22 protein-coding genes are annotated in these 22,642 nt (G+C 62.4%); 1 reads left to right on the top strand and 21 read right to left on the bottom strand.

Going from position 1 to position 22,642, the window contains the following annotated elements:
- Positions 1-13: 13 nt before the first annotated feature.
- The 14 genes from KHO23_RS06180 to ndk all read right to left on the bottom strand — a co-directional run bounded on the left by KHO23_RS06180 (position 14) and on the right by ndk (position 15,179).
- Positions 14-1,165 (bottom strand): ATP phosphoribosyltransferase regulatory subunit, encoded by a 1,152-nt coding sequence (locus KHO23_RS06180; protein WP_211610143.1) that lies wholly within the window; start codon positions 1,163-1,165, stop codon positions 14-16.
- A 244-nt stretch (positions 1,166-1,409) separates the two neighbouring features.
- Positions 1,410-1,601 (bottom strand): DUF2065 domain-containing protein, encoded by a 192-nt coding sequence (locus KHO23_RS06175; protein WP_054041860.1) that lies wholly within the window; start codon positions 1,599-1,601, stop codon positions 1,410-1,412.
- Positions 1,602-1,645: 44 nt separating this feature from the next.
- Positions 1,646-2,548: a protease modulator HflC gene (hflC, locus tag KHO23_RS06170; RefSeq protein WP_211610142.1), complete on the bottom strand. Its 903-nt coding sequence runs from the start codon at positions 2,546-2,548 to the stop codon at positions 1,646-1,648.
- Between the two features lie 12 nt (positions 2,549-2,560).
- Positions 2,561-3,934 (bottom strand): FtsH protease activity modulator HflK, encoded by a 1,374-nt coding sequence (gene hflK, locus KHO23_RS06165; RefSeq protein ID WP_211610141.1) that lies wholly within the window; start codon positions 3,932-3,934, stop codon positions 2,561-2,563.
- Positions 3,935-3,983: 49 nt separating this feature from the next.
- Positions 3,984-5,198: a GTPase HflX gene (hflX, locus tag KHO23_RS06160; RefSeq protein WP_211610140.1), complete on the bottom strand. Its 1,215-nt coding sequence runs from the start codon at positions 5,196-5,198 to the stop codon at positions 3,984-3,986.
- A gap of 30 nt (positions 5,199-5,228) precedes the next feature.
- Positions 5,229-5,465 carry an RNA chaperone Hfq gene (hfq, locus tag KHO23_RS06155; RefSeq protein WP_006051315.1) on the bottom strand — a complete coding sequence of 79 codons (237 nt, stop codon included), beginning with the start codon at positions 5,463-5,465 and terminating at the stop codon, positions 5,229-5,231.
- 155 nt (positions 5,466-5,620) lie between these two features.
- Complete coding sequence (gene der, locus KHO23_RS06150; protein WP_211610353.1) at positions 5,621-6,958, bottom strand: ribosome biogenesis GTPase Der; 1,338 nt, start codon at positions 6,956-6,958, stop codon at positions 5,621-5,623.
- 425 nt (positions 6,959-7,383) lie between these two features.
- Positions 7,384-8,529: an outer membrane protein assembly factor BamB gene (gene bamB, locus KHO23_RS06145; RefSeq protein WP_211610139.1), complete on the bottom strand. Its 1,146-nt coding sequence runs from the start codon at positions 8,527-8,529 to the stop codon at positions 7,384-7,386.
- 75 nt (positions 8,530-8,604) lie between these two features.
- Entirely contained in the window at positions 8,605-9,234 is a 630-nt protein-coding gene (locus KHO23_RS06140; protein ID WP_211610138.1) for a YfgM family protein, read from the bottom strand.
- A 66-nt stretch (positions 9,235-9,300) separates the two neighbouring features.
- Positions 9,301-10,641 carry a histidine--tRNA ligase gene (hisS, locus tag KHO23_RS06135; RefSeq protein ID WP_211610137.1) on the bottom strand — a complete coding sequence of 447 codons (1,341 nt, stop codon included), beginning with the start codon at positions 10,639-10,641 and terminating at the stop codon, positions 9,301-9,303.
- Between the two features lie 20 nt (positions 10,642-10,661).
- A complete protein-coding gene (gene ispG / locus KHO23_RS06130; RefSeq protein WP_211610136.1) occupies positions 10,662-11,993 on the bottom strand; it encodes a flavodoxin-dependent (E)-4-hydroxy-3-methylbut-2-enyl-diphosphate synthase in 1,332 nt (443 codons plus the stop codon).
- 87 nt (positions 11,994-12,080) lie between these two features.
- Positions 12,081-13,205 carry a helix-turn-helix domain-containing protein gene (locus KHO23_RS06125; protein ID WP_211610135.1) on the bottom strand — a complete coding sequence of 375 codons (1,125 nt, stop codon included), beginning with the start codon at positions 13,203-13,205 and terminating at the stop codon, positions 12,081-12,083.
- A gap of 213 nt (positions 13,206-13,418) precedes the next feature.
- Positions 13,419-14,570 (bottom strand): 23S rRNA (adenine(2503)-C(2))-methyltransferase RlmN, encoded by a 1,152-nt coding sequence (gene rlmN, locus KHO23_RS06120; protein ID WP_028199529.1) that lies wholly within the window; start codon positions 14,568-14,570, stop codon positions 13,419-13,421.
- Between the two features lie 183 nt (positions 14,571-14,753).
- Positions 14,754-15,179, bottom strand: a complete 426-nt coding sequence (gene ndk / locus KHO23_RS06115) for a nucleoside-diphosphate kinase (RefSeq protein WP_172315650.1) — start codon at positions 15,177-15,179, stop codon at positions 14,754-14,756.
- A gap of 323 nt (positions 15,180-15,502) precedes the next feature.
- Between ndk and KHO23_RS06110 the strand changes: the two genes are divergently transcribed.
- Complete coding sequence (locus KHO23_RS06110; RefSeq protein ID WP_054038214.1) at positions 15,503-16,201, top strand: Bax inhibitor-1/YccA family protein; 699 nt, start codon at positions 15,503-15,505, stop codon at positions 16,199-16,201.
- A gap of 164 nt (positions 16,202-16,365) precedes the next feature.
- Here KHO23_RS06110 and KHO23_RS06105 read toward each other — a convergent pair whose 3' ends face one another.
- From KHO23_RS06105 to KHO23_RS06075, 7 genes are all read right to left on the bottom strand, one after another.
- Complete coding sequence (locus tag KHO23_RS06105; protein WP_211610134.1) at positions 16,366-17,139, bottom strand: MBL fold metallo-hydrolase; 774 nt, start codon at positions 17,137-17,139, stop codon at positions 16,366-16,368.
- A gap of 7 nt (positions 17,140-17,146) precedes the next feature.
- Positions 17,147-18,286, bottom strand: a complete 1,140-nt coding sequence (bamC, locus tag KHO23_RS06100) for an outer membrane protein assembly factor BamC (protein ID WP_211610133.1) — start codon at positions 18,284-18,286, stop codon at positions 17,147-17,149.
- A gap of 129 nt (positions 18,287-18,415) precedes the next feature.
- Positions 18,416-19,330, bottom strand: a complete 915-nt coding sequence (gene dapA, locus KHO23_RS06095; RefSeq protein ID WP_211610132.1) for a 4-hydroxy-tetrahydrodipicolinate synthase — start codon at positions 19,328-19,330, stop codon at positions 18,416-18,418.
- A gap of 43 nt (positions 19,331-19,373) precedes the next feature.
- Entirely contained in the window at positions 19,374-19,985 is a 612-nt protein-coding gene (locus tag KHO23_RS06090; RefSeq protein ID WP_211610131.1) for a class I SAM-dependent methyltransferase, read from the bottom strand.
- 17 nt (positions 19,986-20,002) lie between these two features.
- On the bottom strand, positions 20,003-21,205 hold the full coding sequence (locus KHO23_RS06085; RefSeq protein WP_201073337.1) for a tryptophan--tRNA ligase: 1,203 nt from the start codon (positions 21,203-21,205) through the stop codon (positions 20,003-20,005).
- Positions 21,206-21,211: 6 nt separating this feature from the next.
- Complete coding sequence (locus KHO23_RS06080; RefSeq protein ID WP_211610130.1) at positions 21,212-21,874, bottom strand: site-2 protease family protein; 663 nt, start codon at positions 21,872-21,874, stop codon at positions 21,212-21,214.
- Between the two features lie 47 nt (positions 21,875-21,921).
- Positions 21,922-22,557, bottom strand: coding sequence for an L-threonylcarbamoyladenylate synthase (locus tag KHO23_RS06075; RefSeq protein ID WP_211610129.1), 636 nt, complete (start codon positions 22,555-22,557; stop codon positions 21,922-21,924).
- Between the last annotated feature and the right edge of the window lie 85 nt (positions 22,558-22,642).

Genomic DNA, 22,642 nt, shown 5'->3' with positions numbered 1-22,642 from the left:
TATCGGTTCGCGCTCACGAACGGGGTTCGACGACCCACGCGCCGTTGCGCTCGACCAACACGCGGTCGCAGGCGAATTCGTCCAGATCGTGCTCGTGACCAGGAAGCGCCTGGATCACGACTTCACCGGCGTTACGCAGCGCGGCGACGCTGGCGCGCAACGCTTCGTCGTGTTGCCACGGCGCGAGAATCGCGCTGCTGCGGGCCTCAACGGGTGAAATGCGTGCCACTTCCCGCAGATCGAGCGAGAAGCCGGTTGCCGCACGCGCGCGGCCATAGGCTTGCCCGACGTGGTCGTAACGGCCTCCGCGCGCAACCGCATTCGGCACGCCGTCGACATATGCCGAGAACATCACGCCGCTGTGGTACGCGTAGCCGCGCAAATCGGCAAGATCGATCATCACTTCGGCGCCGTCCACCTGGCTGGCGAGGAACGCGAGATCGTCGAGCGCACGAGCAATGGCCGGTGCGTTCGGCAAGCGTGCACGGGCTTCGTTAAGCACCGAGGCGTCGCCGTAGAGTGTGGGAAGCGCGCGCAATGCGTCGCGCGTGACCGGCGTGAGGTTGGCGGTCAACTCGACGAGGCGCGGCACATCCTTGCCGGCCAACGCGTCGTAGAGCGATTGCCCCAACTCGGCTGCAGCAGGCTCCGCTTCGATCAGCGCGGCGAGCACGCCTGCATGACACAAATCGAGCCGCACTTTCGAGAGGCCGGCCAGACGCAGCGCGTCGAGCATCAACTGCTGGATTTCCAGATCCGCTTCGAGACCGGCGTGACCGTAGATTTCCGCGCCAATCTGAATCTGCTCGCGCGTGGCATGCAAGCCGCGCGGACGCGTATGCGCGACATTGCCGGCATAGCAAAGCCGCGTCACGCCCTGACGGTTCAGCAGGTGCGCGTCGATACGCGCGACCTGCGGCGTAATGTCGGCGCGCAGACCGAGCGTGCGCCCGGACATCTGATCGACCAGCTTGAACGTGCGCAGATTCAGATCGTGCCCGCCGCCGGTGAGCAGCGACTCGATGTACTCGAGCATTGGCGGCATCACCATCTCGTAGCCGTACGAGCGGAAACGGTCCAGCAAATGGCGCCGCAACTCTTCGATCTTGCGGGCTTCCGACGGCAGCACGTCGGCGATATTCTCGGGAAGTAACCAGGTCGACATCGATACAGTCCTACGACGTTGAACACGGCGACTGGGGCGCCGGTAAATGAGTGTGAATGGCGGGCGACGGCTCTATTTTGGCGGCTTTGGCGGGCGTCGGAATACCCTTCGCCGTTCCTCAGCCGACCGTCCTGACACGCGCTGGAACGCTCGCCAGTGCGACACCCTCTGGTGCCACGCCGCCGATAGCACGCCAATCGGCAAACGCAACGGTGCGCGGCAACAGGCGCTGTGCAGCGCCCCGTCAGGTCACGATGAACAGCAGAATCAGCCCGAGCACCATCACGACCAGCCCGCCGACGCGAATCTGATGCGGCGGCCGTTCCGCTATTTTACGGAACGTGTCGCGCCAGGCGCTCGGGAAAACGAAGGGAAACATCCCTTCGATAATCAGCATCAATGCGATCGCGAGCAGTAACGAGCCGGCTATGTCCATGCGAATGAAAGGGCCGCGATGCGGATGCCGCGGCGTTCCGGTTATCAGTGTTTGCGCGGTGCCGCGGAAGCGTCCGGGGCGGCGCCGCCGGTCGGGCTACGCATGAAGCGGAAGAACTCGCTGCTCGGGTCGACCACGATCACGTCGCCTGGCTTGAAGGTATTCTTGTACGCCTGCATGCTTTGATAAAACTGGTAGAACTGCGGGTCGCTGCCGTATGCCTCGGCCGCGATTTGCGCTGCCTTGGCATCGCCCTCGCCCTTGATGGTCTGCGCCTGACGATAGCCGTCCGCGAGTATCGCCTGTTGCTGGCCGACGGCGTCCGCCTTGATCTGGTCAGCCTCCGCCGTACCCTTCGCACGTTCGTCGGCTGCGGCCTGCTCGCGCGCGGCGATCATCCGCTTGTAGACCGAGTCGGCCATTGCTGCCGGAAAATCGACGCGCGTCAGTTGCACGTCGAGCACCGAAACGCCCAGCGACGCCGCCGCTTTGTCCATCGTGCCACGTGCTTCGTCGGCAATGGCTTGTTGCTTCGCAAGCGCATCGGTCAGCGTGACCTTGCCGAACGCGTCGCCGAGCGCGCTGCGCGACAACAACGCCAGGCGGTCCGACAGGCTTTGCACGTCGCCCTTGGTTTCGGCGAGCAGCTTCAGCGGATCGGTCACACGGTACTTGATGACCGGATTGGCCAGCAGATCTGTTTTGTCCGACGTGACATAGCGGTCTTCATCCGGCGCGTCGAGCGACTGGATGCGGTTATCGACCAGCGTGACCGTTTGCAACGGCGGCGGCAGCTTCACGTGCAAGCCCGGGCCGAGCAAAGCGGGCGCGGTGTCGCCATGCGAAGACAGCACAGCCATATGCCGCTGGTCGACCACGAATACCATGGACGATGCGGCGAACAGCACGATGACGAGGCCAACGACGAGCGCAATGATTTTGTTCATGATGTGCGCTCCTTATTGAACGTCGTCTTCGCGCATACGACTGCGGAAGGAGTCGCGTGAACGCAGTGCGTCGCTGCTGGCTGCAGCCTGGCTGGCAGGCGTCGCAACCGCGGCGGGTGCCGAAGCAGCGGCAGACGGTGCGGCAGCGCTGCTCGCGGCTTGCGGCACCGCGGCACCCGAGGCAGCGGCAGCGCCGGAAGCGGCCACCGCAGCGTCGGCAACACGCTGGCGTGTCTGCTCGACCAGTTTGTCGAGCGGCAGATACAACACGTTGTTGCCGCTCTTGCTGTCCACAAACACCTTGGTCGTATTCGAATAGATCTGCTGCATGGTTTCCAGGTACATGCGCTCGCGGATCACAGCGGGCGCTTTCGAGTATTGCGCGTAGACCTGCTTGAAACGCTCGGCGTCGCCCTGGGCCTGGGCCACGGTCTTGTCGCTATACGTTTTCGCTTCGTCGATCTGGCGCGCGACGTCGGCTTGCGCGCGCGGCAGCAAATCGGCGGCATAAGCCTGCGCGTCGCGCCTCGCGCGCTCGTTGTCCTGACGCACTTTGGCGGCGTCGTCGAAGGCGGCTTGCACCTGGTCGGGCACCTGCACGCCCTGAATCGTTACACCGGTCACGGCAAGGCCGGACTGGTACTGATCCAGGGATTGCTGGATCGACGCCATCAGTTGCTGGCGAATTGTTTCGCGATCCTGATAGAGGATGTCATTGGTGCTGCGCGCGCCGACGATGCTGCGCACCGCCGCCTGCGCGGCCTGCATGACGCTCTGATCGGGATCGACGCTGCGGAACAGATAATCAGTCGGCTTGCTCACCTGGTACTGCACGGCAAAGCGCACGTCGACGATATCGGCGTCGTGCGTGAGCATCGACGCGTCCTTCACATTGGCGAGACGCACCACGTTGTTACGGCCGATCTCCACCTGACGGATCTGGCCGATATTGACGAGTTCATGCGCTTCAAACGGATACGGCAGGCGCCAATGCACACCCTGCCCCGCGGTGTAGCGATACTTGCCGAACTGCATCACGACGCCGGCCTGACCATCCTGCACGACGAACACGCCGCTGCCGAGATAGATCGCGATCAGCACGCCGATCACGATGCCTACGCCGATGCGCGCACCGCGGCCATTGTCCGGACGGCCACCACCCGCACCACCGCCCTTACGGCCGAACACGCTGCTCAAACGACGGTTGAAATCGCGCCACATCTCGTCGAGATCGGGCGGGCCTTCACCGTCCTTGGTCGGCGGACGCTTGGGTTCGTTGGGTCGTTGGCGCTCGCCATTGCCGTCGCCCCGGCCCCAGCGCGGATCGTTCAGTGAAAGCAAGGCGCGCATGCGCAGCCAGATACTCCGCTCGTTGTATTCGTTCACCTGTGTTCGTTCACCAGAGTAGACAGCGGGTCAGTGCAATTGGAGCGGGTCAGTGCCCGAGTTCTGAGACCTTACGGTCCTCGCGTGGCGCCGCCGACCGGTCTTCTTCCGACAGATCGACCAGCACATCGGAGAGAGGTTCGGCAGTAGCGATTTCAGCGATGGCAGCGCGCAATGTATCCAGCCCTTGCCCCGTGCGCGCGCTCAAAAAGACGCGCGAAATATTACCATACTCATCCCGCTCGACCGCGTCGCCACGGGCCGCCAACTCCGGCACGGCGTCGATCTTGTTGAACACCAGCACCTGACGGATCGTGTCCGCACCGATTGCGTGCAACACCTCGTTCACCTGATCGATCTGATCGAGGCGCACGGCGCTAGACGCGTCAACCACATGCAGCAGCAGGTCGGCGTGAATGGTTTCCTCGAGCGTGGCGCGGAAAGCCGCCACCAGTTGGTGAGGCAATTCACGGATGAAGCCGACCGTGTCGGACACTACCACCTGACCGGCTTCGTCGCCGAGATACACACGGCGGGACGTGGTATCCAGCGTGGCGAAGAGCTGGTCGGCGGCGTACGCCTGGGCCTTCGTCAGTGCATTGAACAGGGTGGATTTGCCCGCATTCGTATAGCCGACGAGCGACACGGACATGGTCTGGTTACGGCTGCGCGCGCGGCGCTGCGTGCCGTGCTGACGGCGCAGCTTTTCGAGCCGGGTCTTGAGCGCCTTGATCCGCTCGCCGATCAAACGGCGGTCGGTTTCGAGCTGCGTTTCGCCTGGACCGCGCAACCCGATACCGCCCTTCTGGCGTTCAAGGTGGGTCCATGCGCGGATTAGCCGCGTCGACAGGTACTGCAACTGCGCGAGCTCCACCTGCAGCTTGCCTTCGTGGCTGCGGGCGCGTTGCGCAAAAATATCGAGGATCAGGCTGGTGCGATCAATCACGCGGCGGTTAAGCGCCTGCTCCAGATTGCGCTGCTGCGCAGGAGCCAGAGCATGATTGAAAATGACGAGTTCGATGTCGTTTGCCTCACACGCAAGACGCAGTTCTTCGGCCTTGCCGCTGCCGACGAACATCTTGGCATCGGGACTGGACCGGCGCCCCGTGAGGGTGACTAAGGGATTCGCGCCCGCGCTTTGCGCGAGCAGGCTGAGTTCTTCTAGGCTGGCTTCGAAATCGATCTTACCGAAGTCGATGCCGACAAGCGCTGCATTGATCAAATTGGACGGTATCAAAATGAGGCGGCCGGGAGTAATCGCCAACGGGCGACGCTACGCCGGCCGCGACGGGGGTTAGGACTGTTCGGAATCCGGGTGGAAATTCACCGGACGGGCAGGCACGACCGTGGAAATTGCGTGCTTGTAGACCATCTGGGTGACCGTATTCCTGAGCAACACGACGTACTGGTCGAACGATTCGATGTTCCCTTGAAGCTTGATGCCGTTGACCAAGTAGATCGACACCGGCACGTGCTCTTTACGCAGTGCGTTCAAAAACGGGTCTTGTAACAATTGCCCTTTGTTGCTCATAGCAAACTCCGTATTTTTTTGCAGGTTGACTGAATTGACGACGAAGGAAAAAGAGATCCGCCGTCAACCGCTACACTATAGCCGATTTTCATTTTTGCGCGAGAGGCCTGGCCTGGCGACCAAACCCAGCACACACGCGGGTTTCAGCCTGAATTTCAGCCTTTGTCCGCGTAAGGGTTCGTCGACGATCTGAACTCTATGCGCAATGGAGTCCCAGTCAGCTTGAAAGTTTCCCTGAAGCGGTTTTCGAGGTAGCGTTTGTACGTTTCGGTGATCGCATCGAGCGCATTACCGTGAATCACGATGAGCGGCGGGTTCTGTCCACCCTGGTGCGCATAGCGCAGTTTCGGACGCACCGGACCGCGGCGACGAGGCTGCTGGAATTCCACCGCCTCGATCAGCGCGCGCGTGAGCTTCGGCGTCGGCAGCTTGGCCATCGCAGCCTTGTACGCGTCGTCCACCGAGCGCATCAGCGGGCCAATCCCCGTATTTTCCGTCGCGGAAATGAAGTGGAATTTCGCAAAGTCCAGAAATTTTAGTTTGCGCTCGAGGTCCGCCTTGGTGCGCTCGCGCACATGCGAATCGAGTCCGTCCCACTTGTTCACGCCTACCACCAGCGCGCGACCCTGCTCGACCACGAAGCCGGCAATGTGCGCGTCCTGCTCCGAGATGTCCTGGCGCGCGTCGAGCAGCAGGATCACGACGTTCGCGTCGGAGATCGACTGCAGTGTTTTCACCACCGAGAACTTCTCGATCGCTTCGAACACTTTGCCGCGACGGCGCAAGCCGGCCGTGTCGATCAGCGTGTACGGCTTGCCCTGACGTTCGAAGTCGACGTAGATCGAATCGCGCGTGGTGCCGGGCATGTCGAACGCGATCACGCGTTCTTCGCCGACCAGCGAATTGATCAGCGTCGACTTGCCGACGTTCGGGCGGCCGACGATCGCGATCTTCACGCCATGCGCTGCTTTCTCTTCGTCGCTCTCTTCCGGCTGACCGGCATAGGCGACCGCGAGCGCTTCATTGATCATTTCGGTCACGCCGTCGCCGTGCGCGGACGAAATCGCGCGTGGGTCGCCGAGGCCGAGCTCGTAGAAGTCGGCGGCGACGTTGCTGTACTTCATCCCCTCCGCCTTGTTGACGACGAGGAAAATCGGCCGACCGGTCTTACGCAGGTAGTCGGCGATCGTCTTGTCCTGCGGTGCGAGACCGTTGCGGCCGTCGCAGATGAACACGACGACGTCCGATTCCTCGACCGCCTGGCGGGTTTGACGCGCCATCTCGTGCAGGATGCCGTCTTTCGCGACCGGCTCGAAGCCGCCAGTATCGACGACCAGATACGGCCGGTCGCCGGCGCGCCCTTCGCCGTAATGGCGATCGCGGGTGAGACCGGGCAGGTCGGCAACCAGCGCATCACGCGTACGCGTGAGGCGGTTGAATAGCGTGGATTTCCCCACATTGGGGCGCCCAACCAGGGCAATAACGGGTTTCATCAGATGTTGTTCACGGTGAAACGCGGGATCGAAATCGACCGGGCCGCGTAGCGACGCCATGCGGCCGCTACACGGCAGCGTTTGACGAAAATTATCACGAATTCGGCCAGCCCCGGATGTGCTGTCAATATGCGCACCCGGGCGGACGGGGGTTTGGCTGTATGGGGCGGCGCCAATGGGCCGCCAGGTTCAGTCTTTCTTGCTCAACGGCTCGCACGCCAGTTCGATACGATTCTCTGCGGTATCGATGACGATCGCGTCGAAGGTGGCGCCGCAAGCAGCCACCGATGGCCACATGGGCCGTTTCTGATCCGACTCGCCGGACCAGCCAGTCCGGCGCAATTCTTCTAGTTAAGCTTCTACACAACAAAAACGCGTGCGGCCGGCGAAGCCGGCCTGCACGTCTGACTACCCAGCCTGCGCGATTAGCGCGGGCGGTAGCCGTACAGGTCGCCGTCGCGCGTCAGCACGACCAGCGTTTCGCCGGCCAGCACCGGCGCTGCGGTAATCGGGCTGCCGTCGGTCTTCACACGGGCCACGAGCGTACCGTCGTCGCGCGACAGGAAGTGCACGTAACCCTGATAGTCGCCCAGCACTGCGGCGTGACCCAGGATGAACGGGACGCTGAGGTCGCGGTTCTTGAGCTTGTCGTTCTTCCACAGCGGTGCGCCGTTGGAGGCGTCGAACGCCGACACCACCGACCAGTCGTCCGCCGCCACCACGGCGCGGTCATCCTGCGCCAGGCCGCTCGTGCTCGAGAACGCCTTTTCCCACAGCGCGCGGCCCGAGTTCGCATCGAAACAGCCAATCTGGCCCTGGAACGTCACCGCACAGGTTTCCGAACCGACCAGCGTGGGCGGCCCAGTCACGTCATTGATGCGCTCCACTTCCGTCACGCCCTTCGGATACGACACCGGCGTCTGCCAGTAGTTGTCGCCGGTCTGCAGGTTGATCGCAGCGAACGCGCCACCCGGGAAGCCCGCCAGCACCGCCGCGTCACCCGCGAACGTCATGCCCGACGAGACGCGCAAATTGAGCGGCACCGCGCGGTTGCGGTAGTTCCACTTCTGCTCGCCGGTTTGCGCATTGAACGCGACGATCTGACCGTCGACCGTGCGCACCACCACGAGGCCGTTGCCAACCAGCGGCGGCGAGATGATTTCGCCGGGTGCCTTGGCGGTCCACAATTGCTTGCCGTCCGCGCCGAGCACGTAGACGTCGCCCTTCAGTCCGCCAACCGCCGCGAGCGTGCCGTCGCTGCCGACACCAGCCGACAGATCGTCATGCAGCTTGACACGCCAGATGTCCTTGCCGGTTTGTGCGTCGATCTTCGCAACCGAGCCGTTGGCGCCAGCGGCATACACCGCGTTGCCGACCGCCACCGGCGAGAACAGGTAACGGCCCGCCTTGCCCACGCTTGTCTTCCACGCCTGCTGCACGTCGAGCACGGGTTTGAACTCGGTGAGCGGCGTCGGCACGCGGCGCTCGTCTTTCGCGGATGAGCAAGCCGCCAAGGTGAGGACGGTCATCGCACAGGCAACGGGCACAGCGTAACGTTTCAGCAGATTCATCGGTGGACGAAGCATTCAGGAAATTAATTAAAGGAGACCGGTTGGTCGCTACATGCGGCGCACTGCATGCGGCGCTTAGCCGCCCAGCGCGTCCAGCTTGAATTGAATCAACTGGCGAGCCGAGCTATCGTTTTTCGACAGCGAGTCGAGCGCGAGCTTGTAGGCCGCGCGCGCGTCGTCACGCTTGCCCTGAGCTGCGAGCAGGTCACCGCGGCCGTTCGCCACGATACCCTTGAACGCATCGGACTGCGGTTCGGCGAGCAATGCGAGACCCTGGTCGTAAGCCTTGTCGTCGAGCAGCAGCGAGGCCAGGCGCAGCTTGGCGATCTGCTTGAACTCGTCGTCTTTGGCGTGATCGATGGTCCATTGCAACTGCGCCTTCGCGGCGGCCTCGTCACCCGCGGCGTACAACGCCTTGGCCGCGCCCAGGGCGGTCATCTGCGCATACGCGGTGCTGCTGAACTTGTCTTCCATGTCGGCGGCAACGCGCGTGATCTTCGCCTTGTCGCCCGATGCCACGGCTTGCTGCACCTGGTCATACAGCACCGCGGCTTCCGCTGCCTGACGCCGCTGCCAGAAATTCCAGCCGTTCCAGCCGGCTGCGGCAACTAGCGCCACCAGCACAATCCACGTGGTTGCATTGCCCCACTGCGTCCACCATGCCTTCAGACTTTCAATCGATTCTTGCTCGTCGTGGTAACTCATCGCCCGGCGATTTCCTCTTTCTTGATACGTGTGCATGTCGAGCCAGGGGGCTCGACGACATCGCGATCAGTCGTCGCCGTCTTCGGCGGTTGCAACCATCGCATTGATTAGAAATTCGGTCAAGTCTTCGGCGGGCACGTTATGTTGCTCGTTTTTACCGCCGTTAGAACTTGTATCACGCAGCGGTTTGACGCCGACCGTGCCGTTCGTAATCTCATCTTCGCCGAGCACCACCGCGAAAGCCGCGCCGCTCGCGTCAGCACGCTTCATCTGCGACTTGAAGCTCGCCGTCTGCCCGTCCGCGCTGCAATGCAGGATCACGTCGAGGCCCGTATCGCGCAAACGCTCGGCGATGATAAAGGCCTGTTCGCGTGCCGCGTCGCCCTGATGGACCACGTAGACGTCACAACCCTCGTCTTCCGGCACGAGCTGCTCTTCTTTCAGCAATTCGAGGATACGCTCGACACCCATTGCCCAGCCACATGCGCCCGTCGGCTTGCCGCCAAGCTGTTCGATCAGGGGATCGTAACGCCCGCCGGCCGCAACAGTGCCTTGCGCGCCAAGCTTGTCGGTCACCCACTCGAACACGGTCAGATTGTAATAATCGAGACCGCGCACGAGACGCGGATTGATCGTGAACGGGATGTTGTTCGCCTTCAGAATGCGTTGCAGGCCTTCGAAGTGCGCGCGCGATTCTTCGCCGAGAAAATCGATCAGCTTGGGCGCGTTCTGCGCGACTTCCTGCATCGCCGGATTTTTCGTGTCGAGCACGCGCAGCGGGTTCGTGTAGAGACGGCGCTTCGCCTCTTCGTCGAGCACGTCCATGTGCTTTTCGAGGTACGCGATCAACTCGACGCGATGTGCCGCGCGCTCTTCGACGAGACCCAGCGAATTGAGTTCGAGCTTGATGCCCATCAAGCCGAGGTCGTCCCACAGACGCTGGCACATCATGATGATTTCAGCGTCGGCGTCCGGGCCGGCGAAGCCCAATGCTTCCACCCCGACCTGATGGAACTGCCGATAACGGCCACGCTGCGGACGCTCGTGTCGGAACATCGGACCGATGTACCACAGGCGCTTCGGACCGTCGTACAGCATGTTGTGCTCGATCACCGAGCGCACGACAGCCGCCGTGTTTTCCGGGCGCATCGTCAGGTTTTCACCGTTCAAGGCGTCGGTGAAGCTGTACATTTCTTTCTCGACGATATCGGTCACCTCACCGATACCGCGCTTGAACAACTGCGTGTGCTCGATGATCGGCGTACGAATATTCTGGTATCCGTACGAACGCAGCATCGACTTGACGGTTGCTTCGAAAAATTCCCACAGCCCGGCTTCCTGCGGAAGGATGTCGTTCATGCCCTTCACGCCGGACAACTTTTCGAGCTTTTTCTTCTGTTCAGTCATCTGTCTTCGATTGACGGTATTTAGTTGAGTGCTTCGGTGCGGCCGGCTTCGGCGCGGCCGTAGCTGCGCTCGACGTAGTCACTCACGATTTGCTGGAATTCCTGCGCGATGTTATCGCCGCGCAACGTCTTGACCTTCTCGCCGTCGATAAACACCGGCGCGGCCGGATTTTCGCCCGACCCCGGCAAGCTGATGCCGATATTCGCCTGTTTCGATTCGCCCGGACCGTTGACGATGCAGCCCATCACCGCAACGTGCATCTTCTCGACGCCAGGATATTGGTCGCGCCACATCGGCATCTGCGTACGCAGATAGGTCTGGATTTGCGACGCCAGCTCCTGAAACAGCGTGCTGGTGGTACGGCCGCAACCCGGACACGCGATCACCATCGGCGTGAACGAGCGCAGGCCCATGGTCTGCAGAATTTCCTGCCCGACGATCACTTCACCTGTTCGCGGGCCGCCCGGTTCCGGCGTCAGCGAGATACGGATCGTGTCGCCGATGCCTTGCTGCAGCAATACCGACAACGCTGCGGTCGACGCCACGATCCCCTTCGACCCCATGCCCGCTTCGGTCAGCCCCAGATGCAACGCGAATTCGCAACGGCGCGCGAGTTCGCGATACACCGCGATCAGATCCTGCACGCCGCTGACCTTGCACGACAGAATGATCTTGTTGCGCGGCAGGCCGATTTCGACCGCGCGCTCCGCCGAGCCGATCGCCGACTGGATCAGTGCTTCGTACATCACGCTCTGCGCTTCCCAAGGCGTGGAACGCGCGGCGTTCTCGTCCATCATCTTGGCGAGCAGATCCTGGTCGAGGCTGCCCCAGTTGACCCCGATCCGCACTGGCTTGTCGTACTTCACTGCCGCTTCGATCATTTGCGCGAACTGCGTGTCGCGCTTCGCACCGTGGCCGACATTGCCCGGATTGATCCGGTACTTCGACAGCGACTCCGCGCAGGCGGGGTAATCGCGCAGCAGCAAGTGGCCGTTGTAATGAAAATCGCCGACCAGCGGCACCGACACGCCCATGCGGTCGAGCTGCTCGCGAACAGCCGGTACGGCGGCAGCCGCTTCCGGCGTGTTGACCGTGATACGCACCAGCTCCGAACCGGCTTGTGCAAGTTCCTTGATCTGGATTGCCGTGCCGATCGCGTCTGCGGTGTCGGTGTTGGTCATCGACTGGATGCGCACGGGCGCGTCGCCACCGATGGTGACGAGCTGACCGCCCCAACGGACGTCGACTGCGTGCGACTTACGCCGCGCAGCATGGCCGCCAAACACCGGCTCGTTTGAAACGATCTTGCTACTGGATTGGGATTGAGCTTCGGATTGCATCGAAAAACCCATTTACGCCGCAGGCGCCACACAAAAGACGTAGCGCCTGGATTGAAAAAGCGCCGCAACCCGGTTGGCCGCGACGCATACCGTATCTAATCAAGGCAACGCGAAGCGCGCCACATTACCCTTGGCTGCCGAATATTTCGACGGATCGACTGGCTCGCCATCGAGCGTCAGCGATTCGAGACCCGCCTTGTTGCCGAGCGTGACCTTGAACGGCGCTGCACCCGTCACTTCCTTCGTGTCGCCCGCGTGCACGAGGCCGGAGAACACCTCCTTGCCGTCCTTGCCACGCACGCTGAACCAACTGTCTTGCGTCACGCGCAACGCGATGATCGCCTCACCCGCGGCCGGCGCCGCCGTTGCCGCTACGGCCGACGCGCCTATCGCAGCGACCACCGGCGCACTCGCGCCTTGCGCCGCAGCCTGGGCCTGCGAACTGGCCTTCGGCGCGACAGTTGTTGCCGCGACAGCCGGCATGGAAGACGGCGCCGGACCGGTCGCGAGCGGCGCGGGCATCGGCGTAGCCGACGCTGCGTTATCCATTGCGGCCTGCGTTTCCGGCGTGGAAGCAGCCTCTTCCGCTGTGGCCTCGGAGCTTGCCGCTTGACCCTGCGCCACCGCGCCCGATGCGCCGGTCGCACCACCCGCGGCACCGTTCGCGCTCGCCTTCAACCGGGCGAGCAACGCTGACGAGTCACCGCCATTGGTATGCCACATGCCGAGCGCGATCACCGCGACAATCACCGCCGCAATGCCCCATAGCCAAGAGCGGCTCTTTTGTCCGCTGCCGCCAAGCGACAGCGATACGCGGCCACGCGGCAAATCTTTGCCGGACGAGGCCGGCATCGACAGATCCGGAGCGGGCACGCCCTTCTCGCGACGCAAAGCCTGCGTGAACGGCGTGGGATCGGCGCCGAGCATCTTCGCGTAGCTGCGCACCACGCCGAGCGCGAAGGTCGTGTCCGGCAAATGGCTGATGTCACCCGATTCGAGCGCACGCAACTTGATGACGGATACCTTCAGGCGCGCCGACACGTCTTCAATCGTCCAGCCCTTCGATTCACGCAATTGGGTCAAGCGCGCGCCAACCGCTGCCAACGATTCCAGGCCTCCCAGGCCCGGCTGCGCAACAGGCTGCACCACCGCCCGCGCGACCGGCGCCGGATGGCCTTCGTTTGCGTCTGTATCCTGCGGCTGCGGGTGCTGCGGCTCACTCATCCCAAATCCTTTCGCGTCGATTCTTTTTCACTTGTGCAATCCGGACGGGCCAAAGCCTCACGTCTGAATCGCAGACCGTTTATAACAAAATGTGCGGCCTCGTGTGCCGCTTCCGATCGATTCTGCAAACTTTCTTTTCAATCGCGGACGCCCTGGAGGTTTTTCGCGTCCGGATAGGTGCCTCCGAACGCCGCGCCCGGCCGCCTCGCACGATTACACGGCACGAACCTCGATAATTTTTGCCGCCTTCCCGGTGCGCTCAGCGAGGCGTGTGCGGTCTTTCACCGCACCGGCCAACTGACCGCAGGCAGCGTCGATATCATCGCCGCGTGTTTTACGCACAGTGGTGACGACGCCCGCGTCCATCAACACTTGTGCAAACCGCTTGATCTGTTCCGGCTTCGAGCGGATGAGGCCCGACTCGGGAAACGGATTGAACGGGATCAGGTTGAATTTGCACGGGACGTCGCGCGTAACGGCCAGCAGTTCGCGCGCTTGCGCTTCACTGTCGTTCACGCCGTCGAGCATGCAATATTCGAACGTAATGAAATCGCGCGGCGCAACTTTCAGATAGCGCTGACAGGCGGCCATCAGTTCGCGCAGCGGGTACTTCTTGTTCAGCGGCACCAGCATGTCGCGCAGCGGGTCGCTAGGCGCATGCAACGATACCGCGAGCGCCACCGGCAGATCGGCGCCGAGCCGGTCCATCATCGGCACCACGCCCGAGGTGGACAGCGTGACGCGCCGGCGTGACAGGCCGTACGCGTTGTCGTCCAGCATCAGGCGCATGGCGGGTACCACCGCGTCGTAATTGAGCAGCGGCTCGCCCATGCCCATCATCACCACGTTCGTGACAACGCGCTCGCCTTTGCCGTCACCACCCGTGGCACGCCCGCCGTCCGTGCCGCGCGTCGCGCGCAGGGCGAACTCGGCCATGCGCAGCTGGCCGATGATTTCACCGGTGGTGAGATTGCGGGAGAAACCCTGTTTGCCGGTCGAACAGAAACGGCAGTTGACCGCGCACCCTGCCTGCGACGACACGCACAGCGTGCCACGCGTTTCTTCGGGGATGTAGACAGTTTCAACTGCGTTGCTGTTGCCGACGTCGATCAGCCACTTGCGTGTGCCGTCGGTCGAAATATTGTCGCTGACGATGCCAGGCATCGTGATCGTTGCGCGCCCTTTGAGCTTTTCGCGCAAGGACTTCGCCAGATCGGTCATGCCGTCGAAGTCGGCAGCGTTGTACTGGTGGATCCAACGCTGCAATTGCTTGGCGCGAAACGGCTTCTCGCCCAGGCTGTCGCAGTAGGCGACAAGCCCTTGGGCGTCGAGGTCGAGAAGGTTGACGGTGGGACTGCTCGTCATATCGAATCCTGCCATTTCAGTGCGAGACTACGTTCATGCAACAAGCTGCATGAACGCAATGCCGTTCGCGCCCATTCCTGCTGCTTTACCTTACTACTTTGCCGCGCTGTTCGTGCGGATTCGTGCGACAAATCCAACGGCTGCGCACGATTCACGTGGACAGCACCGGCAGTTCAAACCCGCTTAACGCGAGTAGACGTTCACTTCCGGGAAGAAGAACGCGATTTCAACTGCAGCCGTTTCAGCCGCGTCCGAACCGTGCACCGCGTTAGCGTCGATGCTGTCGGCGAAATCGGCGCGAATCGTGCCCTTTTCCGCCTTCTTCGGGTCCGTTGCACCCATCAGGTCGCGGTGCTTCAGGATCGCGTTTTCGCCTTCCAGCGCTTGCACGACCACCGGGCCCGAGATCATGAAATCGACCAGATCCTTGAAGAACGGACGTGCAGCGTGCACAGCGTAGAACTTCTCTGCATCGGCGCGCGACAGGTGGACCATGCGCGAAGCCACGATCTTCAGGCCAGCGTTTTCGAAACGGCTGTAGATCTGACCGATCACGTTCTTGGCCACTGCGTCCGGCTTGATAATCGACAGGGTGCGTTCGATCGCCATAAAAACTCCAAAAAATTAAGAGGTTACAGATTCAAATGAATCCGCTATTGTAGCATGTTCCCGTGTATGATTGCGATTGAACCCTTACAGCATTGAAAGACTCCAAGCAGGAGTTTGTGAATGCTGGTAGCGTAGGCCGTGTGGACATTTTCCGGGTATTGAAACTCCCAGCCACCGCGCCAATCTTAGGGATGAACACCCTGCGACTGGCGGCAAAAATTCCGGCCGGCGCTGCACTGCCTGACGCACAATCTGCTGCGCAACTCGCGGCGCAATCCGCGGCGCAATCATTACGCAACACGCTTCCGAGGTAAGGAGAGACCATGAACGATCATCCGTATAGCTTTGGCCGCAATGGCGCGGTCAGCACGGTCGAAACACGCAACCGCGTACTACGGAACACTTACTGGCTGCTCGCGCTGTCCATGATTCCGACAGTGCTCGGCGCCTGGGTAGGCGTGGCCACCGGCTTCTCGCTGTTCGCCGCCACCAGCCCCGGCATGAGCATGCTGGCGTTCTTCGCGATCGCCTTCGGCTTCATGTTCGCCATCCAGAAAACCAAAGACAGCGCCATCGGCGTATTCGTGCTGCTCGGGTTCACGTTCTTCATGGGCCTGATGCTGTCGCGCATCCTGAGCTTCGTGCTCGGTTTTTCGAACGGCCCGTCGCTGATCATGCTCGCGTTTGGTGGCACTGGTGTGATCTTCGCCTCCATGGCAACGATCGCCACAGTCAGCAAACGCGACTTCTCGGGCCTCGGCAAGTGGCTGTTCATGGGCGTGATCGTGCTATTGCTGGCGTCGGTCGCGAACGTGTTCCTGCACCTGCCGGCGTTGATGCTGACGGTGTCGGTGCTGGCAATCGTGATCTTCTCGGCTTACATGCTGTTCGACGTCCAGCGCGTCGTGAACGGTGGCGAGACGAATTACATCACCGCCACCCTCGCGATCTATCTGGACCTGTATAACGTGTTCGTCAACCTGCTCGCGCTGCTCGGTATCTTCGGCGGCAACCGCAACTAAGTCTGACGGTCTGACGTAAGGCGCGGCACCCGAAACGCCGCCCCGCAAGAAAAAGCCCATGGCGAGTAATCGTCATGGGCTTTTTTTAATTGCACTGCCGGCGTCAACGGCGAATCGCAGCACAACTCGCGGCGATGCCAGGTAGCCAGGTAATCAGAGACGGATCACAAGCTCAGCCAGGCGAAGCCTTCGTCCTGGGATGCGACTACCACTTCGGTCGGCGCGGCACCCAGCACACCGGCCATGGCAGCCTGCGCCAGTTCCGGCGAGTTATTCTGCTTGCTCAGATGTGCGGCCACCAGATGGCGCAAGCGCGAGCGGTCGAGCGAGGCCAGAATTTCAGCCGCCGCTTCGTTGTTCAGATGCCCATGATTGCCGCCGATGCGCGCCTTCAGCGATTGGGGATACCGGCTACCCGCCAGCATCCGCACGTCATGATTGCATTCGAGCACCAGCGCGTCGCAGCCGCTCAGTACCGCACTGATATGCGGCGTGGAGGTGCCCACGTCGGTCAGCACGCCAAGCCGGCTCGCACCATTGGAAAGCACGTATTGCAGCGGCTCGCGGGCGTCGTGAGGAACGGTGTAAGGAAGGATGCTGAGGTCGCCGATCGCCACCGCTTCGTCGCCCCACAGCACCTGCAGGTCGACATCGGCCTCGTCGGCACCCACCGCGCGGGCAGTGCCCCAGCTCATGTACAACGGAATCGACCACTTGCGCGCCAACGTCAGCGCGCTGCCAATGTGGTCGCTGTGTTCATGTGTAATCAGAATGGCGTCGAGACCTTCGACGCTTGCGCCGAGCCGCGTCAGACGCCGCTCGACTTCTTTGGCTGAAAAACCGCAATCAAGCAGAACCCGCGTGGTGGTCGCGCCGCTTTGCGCTTCCACCAGCAAGGCATTGCCTTCACTGCCGCTGCCGAGACTGGCGAAGCGCACAGCCCGCTTAGTTCAGTTGTGCGTGCAGCAACGTCACGATGCGCTGCGCGTCGGACGAATTATCCACCTGCCCGTTCGCGTCCACCACCGCGACCTGCGTCACGGTCTCGCCCTTCGAGCGCACATTGACGAGGAATTCCTGACCCGGTTTCTTCGACGAATTGCCGCTGTAGAACAGCTTGCCGAGGAGCCCTTCCTTCTTCAACTCCTGCATCGAATCAGCGTAGCGCACGTAGTAGATGCCTTTCGAGCGGTCGCGGTTGTCGACGGTAAAGTTGGTGCGGTCAAGCGCAAGACCCACGCGCAGCCATGCACGGTCGAACGATTCCTGCAGATCAAGCGTCGATGCGCCGGCGCTCTGGTCGATCGTGGCCGGCGCAGTAGCCGGGCGGGCATCGGTCAGAAGTTGCTTCGACTGCGCTTCGGTCAGACCGAACTTTTGCATCAACTTGGTCAGGAACAGCGCCTCCAGCGCCGGATCGCGCGGACGCTCTTCCCAGCGCGACGACGTCTTGTCCTGGCCCGTCAGCATTTCTTCCATCGCGCTATGCGTGATCGAGATGTCCGTGGTGTCAGCCGGACCGCGCGACACGAGCGTGCGGAAGCTGTCACGGGTACCCGACGAGTAAGCGAAGTCAATCACCTTGCCGACCGTGCGACGGAACCAGTCGTCCGGAATATTGGCGCGGTTTTCAGCCCAGTCGGTGTTCATGATGCCGGTGGCCGGCGCGTCGGTCTTCAGGACGAAGCCGTTCTCCTGCCAGAACTCCTGCAACTGCGGCCACAGTTGTTCCGGTGTGCGGCCGTCGACGACCAGCCAGCGACGATCGCCGTCACGCTCGATGTGCATGCCCAGCGGGTCTTGCGCATTCGGCTGGCCTTCGGTGGAATTGCCCGCTGCGGTGACCGCGCGCTGCGGCGAGCCGCCCAGCGCCAGATTGGCCGGCGGCGCCACGTAGCGCTGATCGGTCGGCGTGGTGGTCAGATCGCCCGGAACGGCGAGCGCCGGCGCGCTGCCCGCGCCCTTGTAGTTGACGCGGTCGGAGGCGAACCAGTCGTTCAGCGTGTCACAGCCGGCGAGCGTTACCAGGGCAAGCGCCAGCGCCGCCATGCGGGTTGCGTGGAGGGAAAGTGCGGAACGTTTCATGAGGTCCTTCGTGATGCTGGAACGCGGTGCCTGGTTCTGTGTGCCGGGAACGTGGGCTGGATCGACGTCGGTTAAGGGAGTGCCGGTGGCAGGCTTGCGATAACGCTGGGGGTGCCGGGTCGAGCCCGTTTAGCCCAGCAGGCCCGCTTCGCGCAGCGCGCCGCGAACCACTTCGTGGTATTGCGCGTCGAGCGGCGTGAGCGGCAGGCGGATTCCGCCCTGCACACGACCCAGTTGCTGCAACGCCCATTTCGCAGGAATCGGATTCGACTCGATGAACAGGTTCTTATGCAGCGACAGGAGTTTCAAATGAATCTCACGGGCGGTCTTCGCGTCCGCGGCAAGCGCGGCCTTGCACAGATCGCTCATGGCGCGCGGCGCGACGTTGGCGGTGACCGAAATATTGCCGTGGCCGCCAAGCAGCATCAGCGCGATCGCAGTGGGATCGTCACCGCTGTAAATGCCGAAATGGGCGGGGGCCGACTTGATCAGGTGCGCGGCGCGATCGATGTTGCCCGTCGCTTCCTTCACACCGATGATGCCCGGCACCTGCGCGCAACGCAGAATCGTTTCGTTGTTCATGTCCGCGACCGTACGGCCCGGCACGTTGTACAGGATCACCGGCAGATCGACGGTTTCGGCGATCTTCGCGAAGTGGCGATAGATGCCTTCCTGGGTCGGCTTGTTGTAATACGGCACGACCTGCAAGGTGGCGTCCGCGCCGACTTCTTTGGCCTGCTGCGTGAGTTCGATAGCTTCAGTCGTGGAGTTGCCGCCCGAGCCCGCGATCACCGGAATCCGGCCCGCCGTATGCTCGACTGCGGTTTTGACCATCAGAACGTGTTCTTCGACCGACAGCGTGGCCGACTCGCCGCTCGTGCCGACCACGACCAGTGCGTTCGTGCCCTCTGCGATATGCCAGTCGATCAGTTTGCGAAACGCCGGCAGATCGAGGCTGCCGTCTTCAAGCATCGGAGTAATGATGGCAGGGATGCTGCCGCGAATCTGAACGCCGCCAGTGGTGCTTTGATTGCCGTTAGTCATGAAACGCCATGAATTTGATCAGGTAAACCGCGATTGTAGCGGATTACCCAGCCAGCTCGTAACAAGGCGGAGATGCCGCCTTTGCGTGCTCGGCTGAGCGATCCGCCTCCATAATTGCGCATATCCGCTGGACGTAAGCCGGGCGCGGCTGCGCGAGAAATCCATCTTGAAATGCGACCACGCGGAGGTGGCCTCGCACCACGTCGAGCAGTTCGCCGGGTGCGAGTAAAAACGCCGGGTTAGACGGTTTGCCGACGCTTTCGTTGCCTTGCGCGAAGGTCTCGTAAACCAGTACGCCACCGGGCGCTAGCGAGCGTAACAGCTGAGGAAACAGCGGCCGGTGCAGGTAGTTCGTCACGACGACCGCGGAGAATTTCGCGTCGGCGGGCAAGGGCCATGCGGCGCCTTCAATATCGGCCGCGAGCGTGGTGACAAGCGGCTCGCCACGCATGGCGGCCAATGCGGCCGCATCGCGATCGAGCGCGGTCACCGGATGGCCCAGCGACGCAAAAAACCGCGCATGCCGCCCTGCCCCCGACGCCACGTCGAGCACCGCGCCGCCCGCCTCGACCAGATGCGCCCAGTGGCGCACCCAGGGCGACGGCTCGCCGTTTCCGTGCGAGGAACCGTCCGGCATGGTAGCGGGCGTGCTCATCACTTCTTCGCGGCAGATCAGTTGTACGAGAGGCCCATCGCCTCGCGAACGTCGCGCATCGTTTCCGTCGCGTATTTGCGGGCCTTGTCGCAACCGTCGGCGACGATCGCGCGCAACAGCGACGGATCGTCCATGTACTTCTGCGCGCGCTCGAGCATCGGCTGCTGTTCGCGCAGAATGCCTTCGATCACTGGCTGCTTGCACTCGAGGCAGCCGATACCCGCCGAACGGCAGCCCTTCTGCACCCATTCGTGCGTGGCTTCGTCCGTGTAGACCTGGTGCAGTTGCCACACCGGGCACTTGTCCGGATCGCCCGGATCGGTGCGGCGCACGCGGGCCGGATCGGTCGGCATGGTGCGGACCTTCTTCGTGATCGTTTCCGCGTCTTCGCGCAGGCCGATCGTGTTGCCGTACGACTTCGACATCTTCTGGCCGTCGAGACCCGGCATGCGCGACGCTTCGGTCAGCATGGCTTGCGGCTCGACCAGAATGATCTTGCGCGAACCTTCGAGGTAACCGAACAGACGCTCGCGATCGCTCATCGACAGGCTCTGCGATTCCTGCAGCATCGCTCGCGCCTGTTCGAGTGCTTCGTCGTCGCCTTCCTGCTGATAGGCGTTGCGCAGCTCGTGATAAAGCTTGGCGCGCTTGCCGCCCAGCTTCTTCGCGGCTTCGTTGGCCTTCTCTTCGAAGCCCGGTTCGCGGCCGTACAGGTAGTTGAAGCGGCGCGCGATTTCACGCGTCATTTCGACGTGCGGCACCTGGTCTTCGCCAACCGGCACGAGCGAGCCGCGATACAGCAGAATGTCCGCCGCCATCAGCACCGGATAGCCGAGGAAGCCGTAGGTGGACAGGTCCTTGTCCTTCAGCTTCTCCTGCTGCTCCTTATAGGTCGGCACGCGTTCGAGCCAGCCGAGCGGCGTGCTCATGCCGAGCAGCAACGCCAGCTCCGCATGCTCGGGCACCTTGCTCTGAATGAAGAGCGTAGCCTGCGCCGGGTCGATACCCGAAGCGAGCCAGTCGATCAGCACGTCCCACACGTTCTTTTCGATCACTTCGGGCGTTTCGTAGTGCGTCGTCAGCGCGTGCCAGTCGACCACACAAAAGAAACACGGGTATTCGGACTGCAGCCGCACCCAGTTTTTCAGCACGCCGTGATAGTGGCCGAGGTGCAGCGACCCGGTGGGCCGCATGCCGGAGAAGATACGGTCTGGGAACATGGTTATTTAGAAAAGCGAAACAAGTGGAGTCAGAATTGCGGTAATCGCAGCGTAGCCGAGCGTCACGAGCGGGCTGAGCCAATAACGCGTGAGCGTGCCCGTCATGACCAGCGCCATCACGATGAAAAAACCGTACGGCTCGAGGCGCGACAGTGCGATCGATTGCCGCGGCGGCAACAGCGCCATCAGCACGCGGCCTCCGTCGAGCGGAGGAAGCGGAAACAGGTTGAGCACGCCGAGCACGAGGTTCACGCCGACGCCGGCTGCCGCCATGCGCGTAAAGAAAGGCTCGTCGACGCTCAGCACCGCGAGCGCAACGCCGATCAGGCCCCACACCAGCGCCTGCACGAAATTGCAGGCCGGCCCGGCGGCCGCGACCCACAGGCTGCCCCAACGCGGATTGCGCAGATTGCCGAAGGCGACCGGCACGGGCTTCGCGTAACCGAACATGAACGCGCCGCTGGTGGCGAAGTACAGCAGTAAGGGAATCGCGATCGTGCCGAGCGGATCGATATGCCGCATCGGATTGATGGAGACGCGGCCGAGCACGTACGCAGTATTGTCGCCGAGCCAGCGCGCGACGTAGCCATGCGCGGCCTCATGCAGCGTGATCGCGAAAATCACCGGCAACGCGTAAACCGCAACGGTCTGTATCAGGGAAGAATCCATAACTCGCTATTGTAACAACGCGATGGCGTGCGTCTGTCCGCTTTCGCTCATGCCGTCTCTTCGAGACCGAATGGCGCGAGAGAACCGCGCCCCGCCCGCACCAGCACCGGCTCGGCGCCGGTCAAATCGATCACGGTGGACGGTTCGCACACGCATGGGCCGCTGTCGATCACCAGGTCCAACTGTTTCTCGAGCCGCTCGCGGATTTCTTCCGGGTCGTTCAGCGGCTGGGTTTCGCCCGGCATGATCAGTGTGGAGCCGAGCAGGGGCTGGCCCAGCTCTTCGAGAATCGCCAGCGTGATGGCGTGCTCCGGCACCCGCAGACCGATAGTCTTGCGCGACGGGTGCGACAGGCGCCGCGGCACCTCTTTCGTGGCCTGCAATACGAACACATAAGGGCCCGGGGTGACCGACTTGATCAGACGGTACTGCCGGTTATCGACCATCGCGAAGTTCGCCAGCTCCGACAGATCGCGTACCAGCAGCGACAGCAATTGCTTCTCGTCAAGCCCGCGAATCCGCCGCAGGCGCTCGACCGCGTCCTTGTCGTCGAGGTGACAGGCGAGCGCGTAGCTGGAATCCGTCGGCAACGCGACAACGCCGCCATCATTGATGATCTGCACGGCCTGCTTGACGAGGCGGGGTTGCGGGTTATCCGGATGAAGCCGAAAGTATTGGGACATTTTTGACTATCGGTAGCTACGGGTGACGGGGCACGAGAACCCGGATGGAAAACCGGGCGAAAGATCGGGCGAACGCACGCCCTCC

It is taken from the genome of Paraburkholderia haematera (genome assembly GCF_905220975.1).
GTDB classification, from domain to species: Bacteria; Pseudomonadota; Gammaproteobacteria; order Burkholderiales; family Burkholderiaceae; genus Paraburkholderia; species Paraburkholderia haematera.
Note: the sequence above shows the minus strand (reverse complement) of the source record. Positions and strands in the feature narration are given on the sequence as shown.

Coding starts and splice junctions, on each gene's coding strand:
- KHO23_RS06180 (WP_211610143.1), bottom strand. CDS start 1,165: ATGTCGACCTGGTTACTTCCCGAGAATATCGCCGACGTGCTGCCGTCG.
- KHO23_RS06175 (WP_054041860.1), bottom strand. CDS start 1,601: ATGGACATAGCCGGCTCGTTACTGCTCGCGATCGCATTGATGCTGATT.
- hflC (WP_211610142.1), bottom strand. CDS start 2,548: ATGAACAAAATCATTGCGCTCGTCGTTGGCCTCGTCATCGTGCTGTTC.
- hfq (WP_006051315.1), bottom strand. CDS start 5,465: ATGAGCAACAAAGGGCAATTGTTACAAGACCCGTTTTTGAACGCACTG.
- der (WP_211610353.1), bottom strand. CDS start 6,958: ATGAAACCCGTTATTGCCCTGGTTGGGCGCCCCAATGTGGGGAAATCC.
- bamB (WP_211610139.1), bottom strand. CDS start 8,529: ATGAATCTGCTGAAACGTTACGCTGTGCCCGTTGCCTGTGCGATGACC.
- KHO23_RS06140 (WP_211610138.1), bottom strand. CDS start 9,234: ATGAGTTACCACGACGAGCAAGAATCGATTGAAAGTCTGAAGGCATGG.
- hisS (WP_211610137.1), bottom strand. CDS start 10,641: ATGACTGAACAGAAGAAAAAGCTCGAAAAGTTGTCCGGCGTGAAGGGC.
- ispG (WP_211610136.1), bottom strand. CDS start 11,993: ATGGGTTTTTCGATGCAATCCGAAGCTCAATCCCAATCCAGTAGCAAG.
- KHO23_RS06125 (WP_211610135.1), bottom strand. CDS start 13,205: ATGAGTGAGCCGCAGCACCCGCAGCCGCAGGATACAGACGCAAACGAA.
- rlmN (WP_028199529.1), bottom strand. CDS start 14,570: ATGACGAGCAGTCCCACCGTCAACCTTCTCGACCTCGACGCCCAAGGG.
- ndk (WP_172315650.1), bottom strand. CDS start 15,179: ATGGCGATCGAACGCACCCTGTCGATTATCAAGCCGGACGCAGTGGCC.
- KHO23_RS06110 (WP_054038214.1), top strand. CDS start 15,503: ATGAACGATCATCCGTATAGCTTTGGCCGCAATGGCGCGGTCAGCACG.
- bamC (WP_211610133.1), bottom strand. CDS start 18,286: ATGAAACGTTCCGCACTTTCCCTCCACGCAACCCGCATGGCGGCGCTG.
- dapA (WP_211610132.1), bottom strand. CDS start 19,330: ATGACTAACGGCAATCAAAGCACCACTGGCGGCGTTCAGATTCGCGGC.
- KHO23_RS06090 (WP_211610131.1), bottom strand. CDS start 19,985: ATGAGCACGCCCGCTACCATGCCGGACGGTTCCTCGCACGGAAACGGC.
- KHO23_RS06085 (WP_201073337.1), bottom strand. CDS start 21,205: ATGTTCCCAGACCGTATCTTCTCCGGCATGCGGCCCACCGGGTCGCTG.
- KHO23_RS06080 (WP_211610130.1), bottom strand. CDS start 21,874: ATGGATTCTTCCCTGATACAGACCGTTGCGGTTTACGCGTTGCCGGTG.
- KHO23_RS06075 (WP_211610129.1), bottom strand. CDS start 22,557: ATGTCCCAATACTTTCGGCTTCATCCGGATAACCCGCAACCCCGCCTC.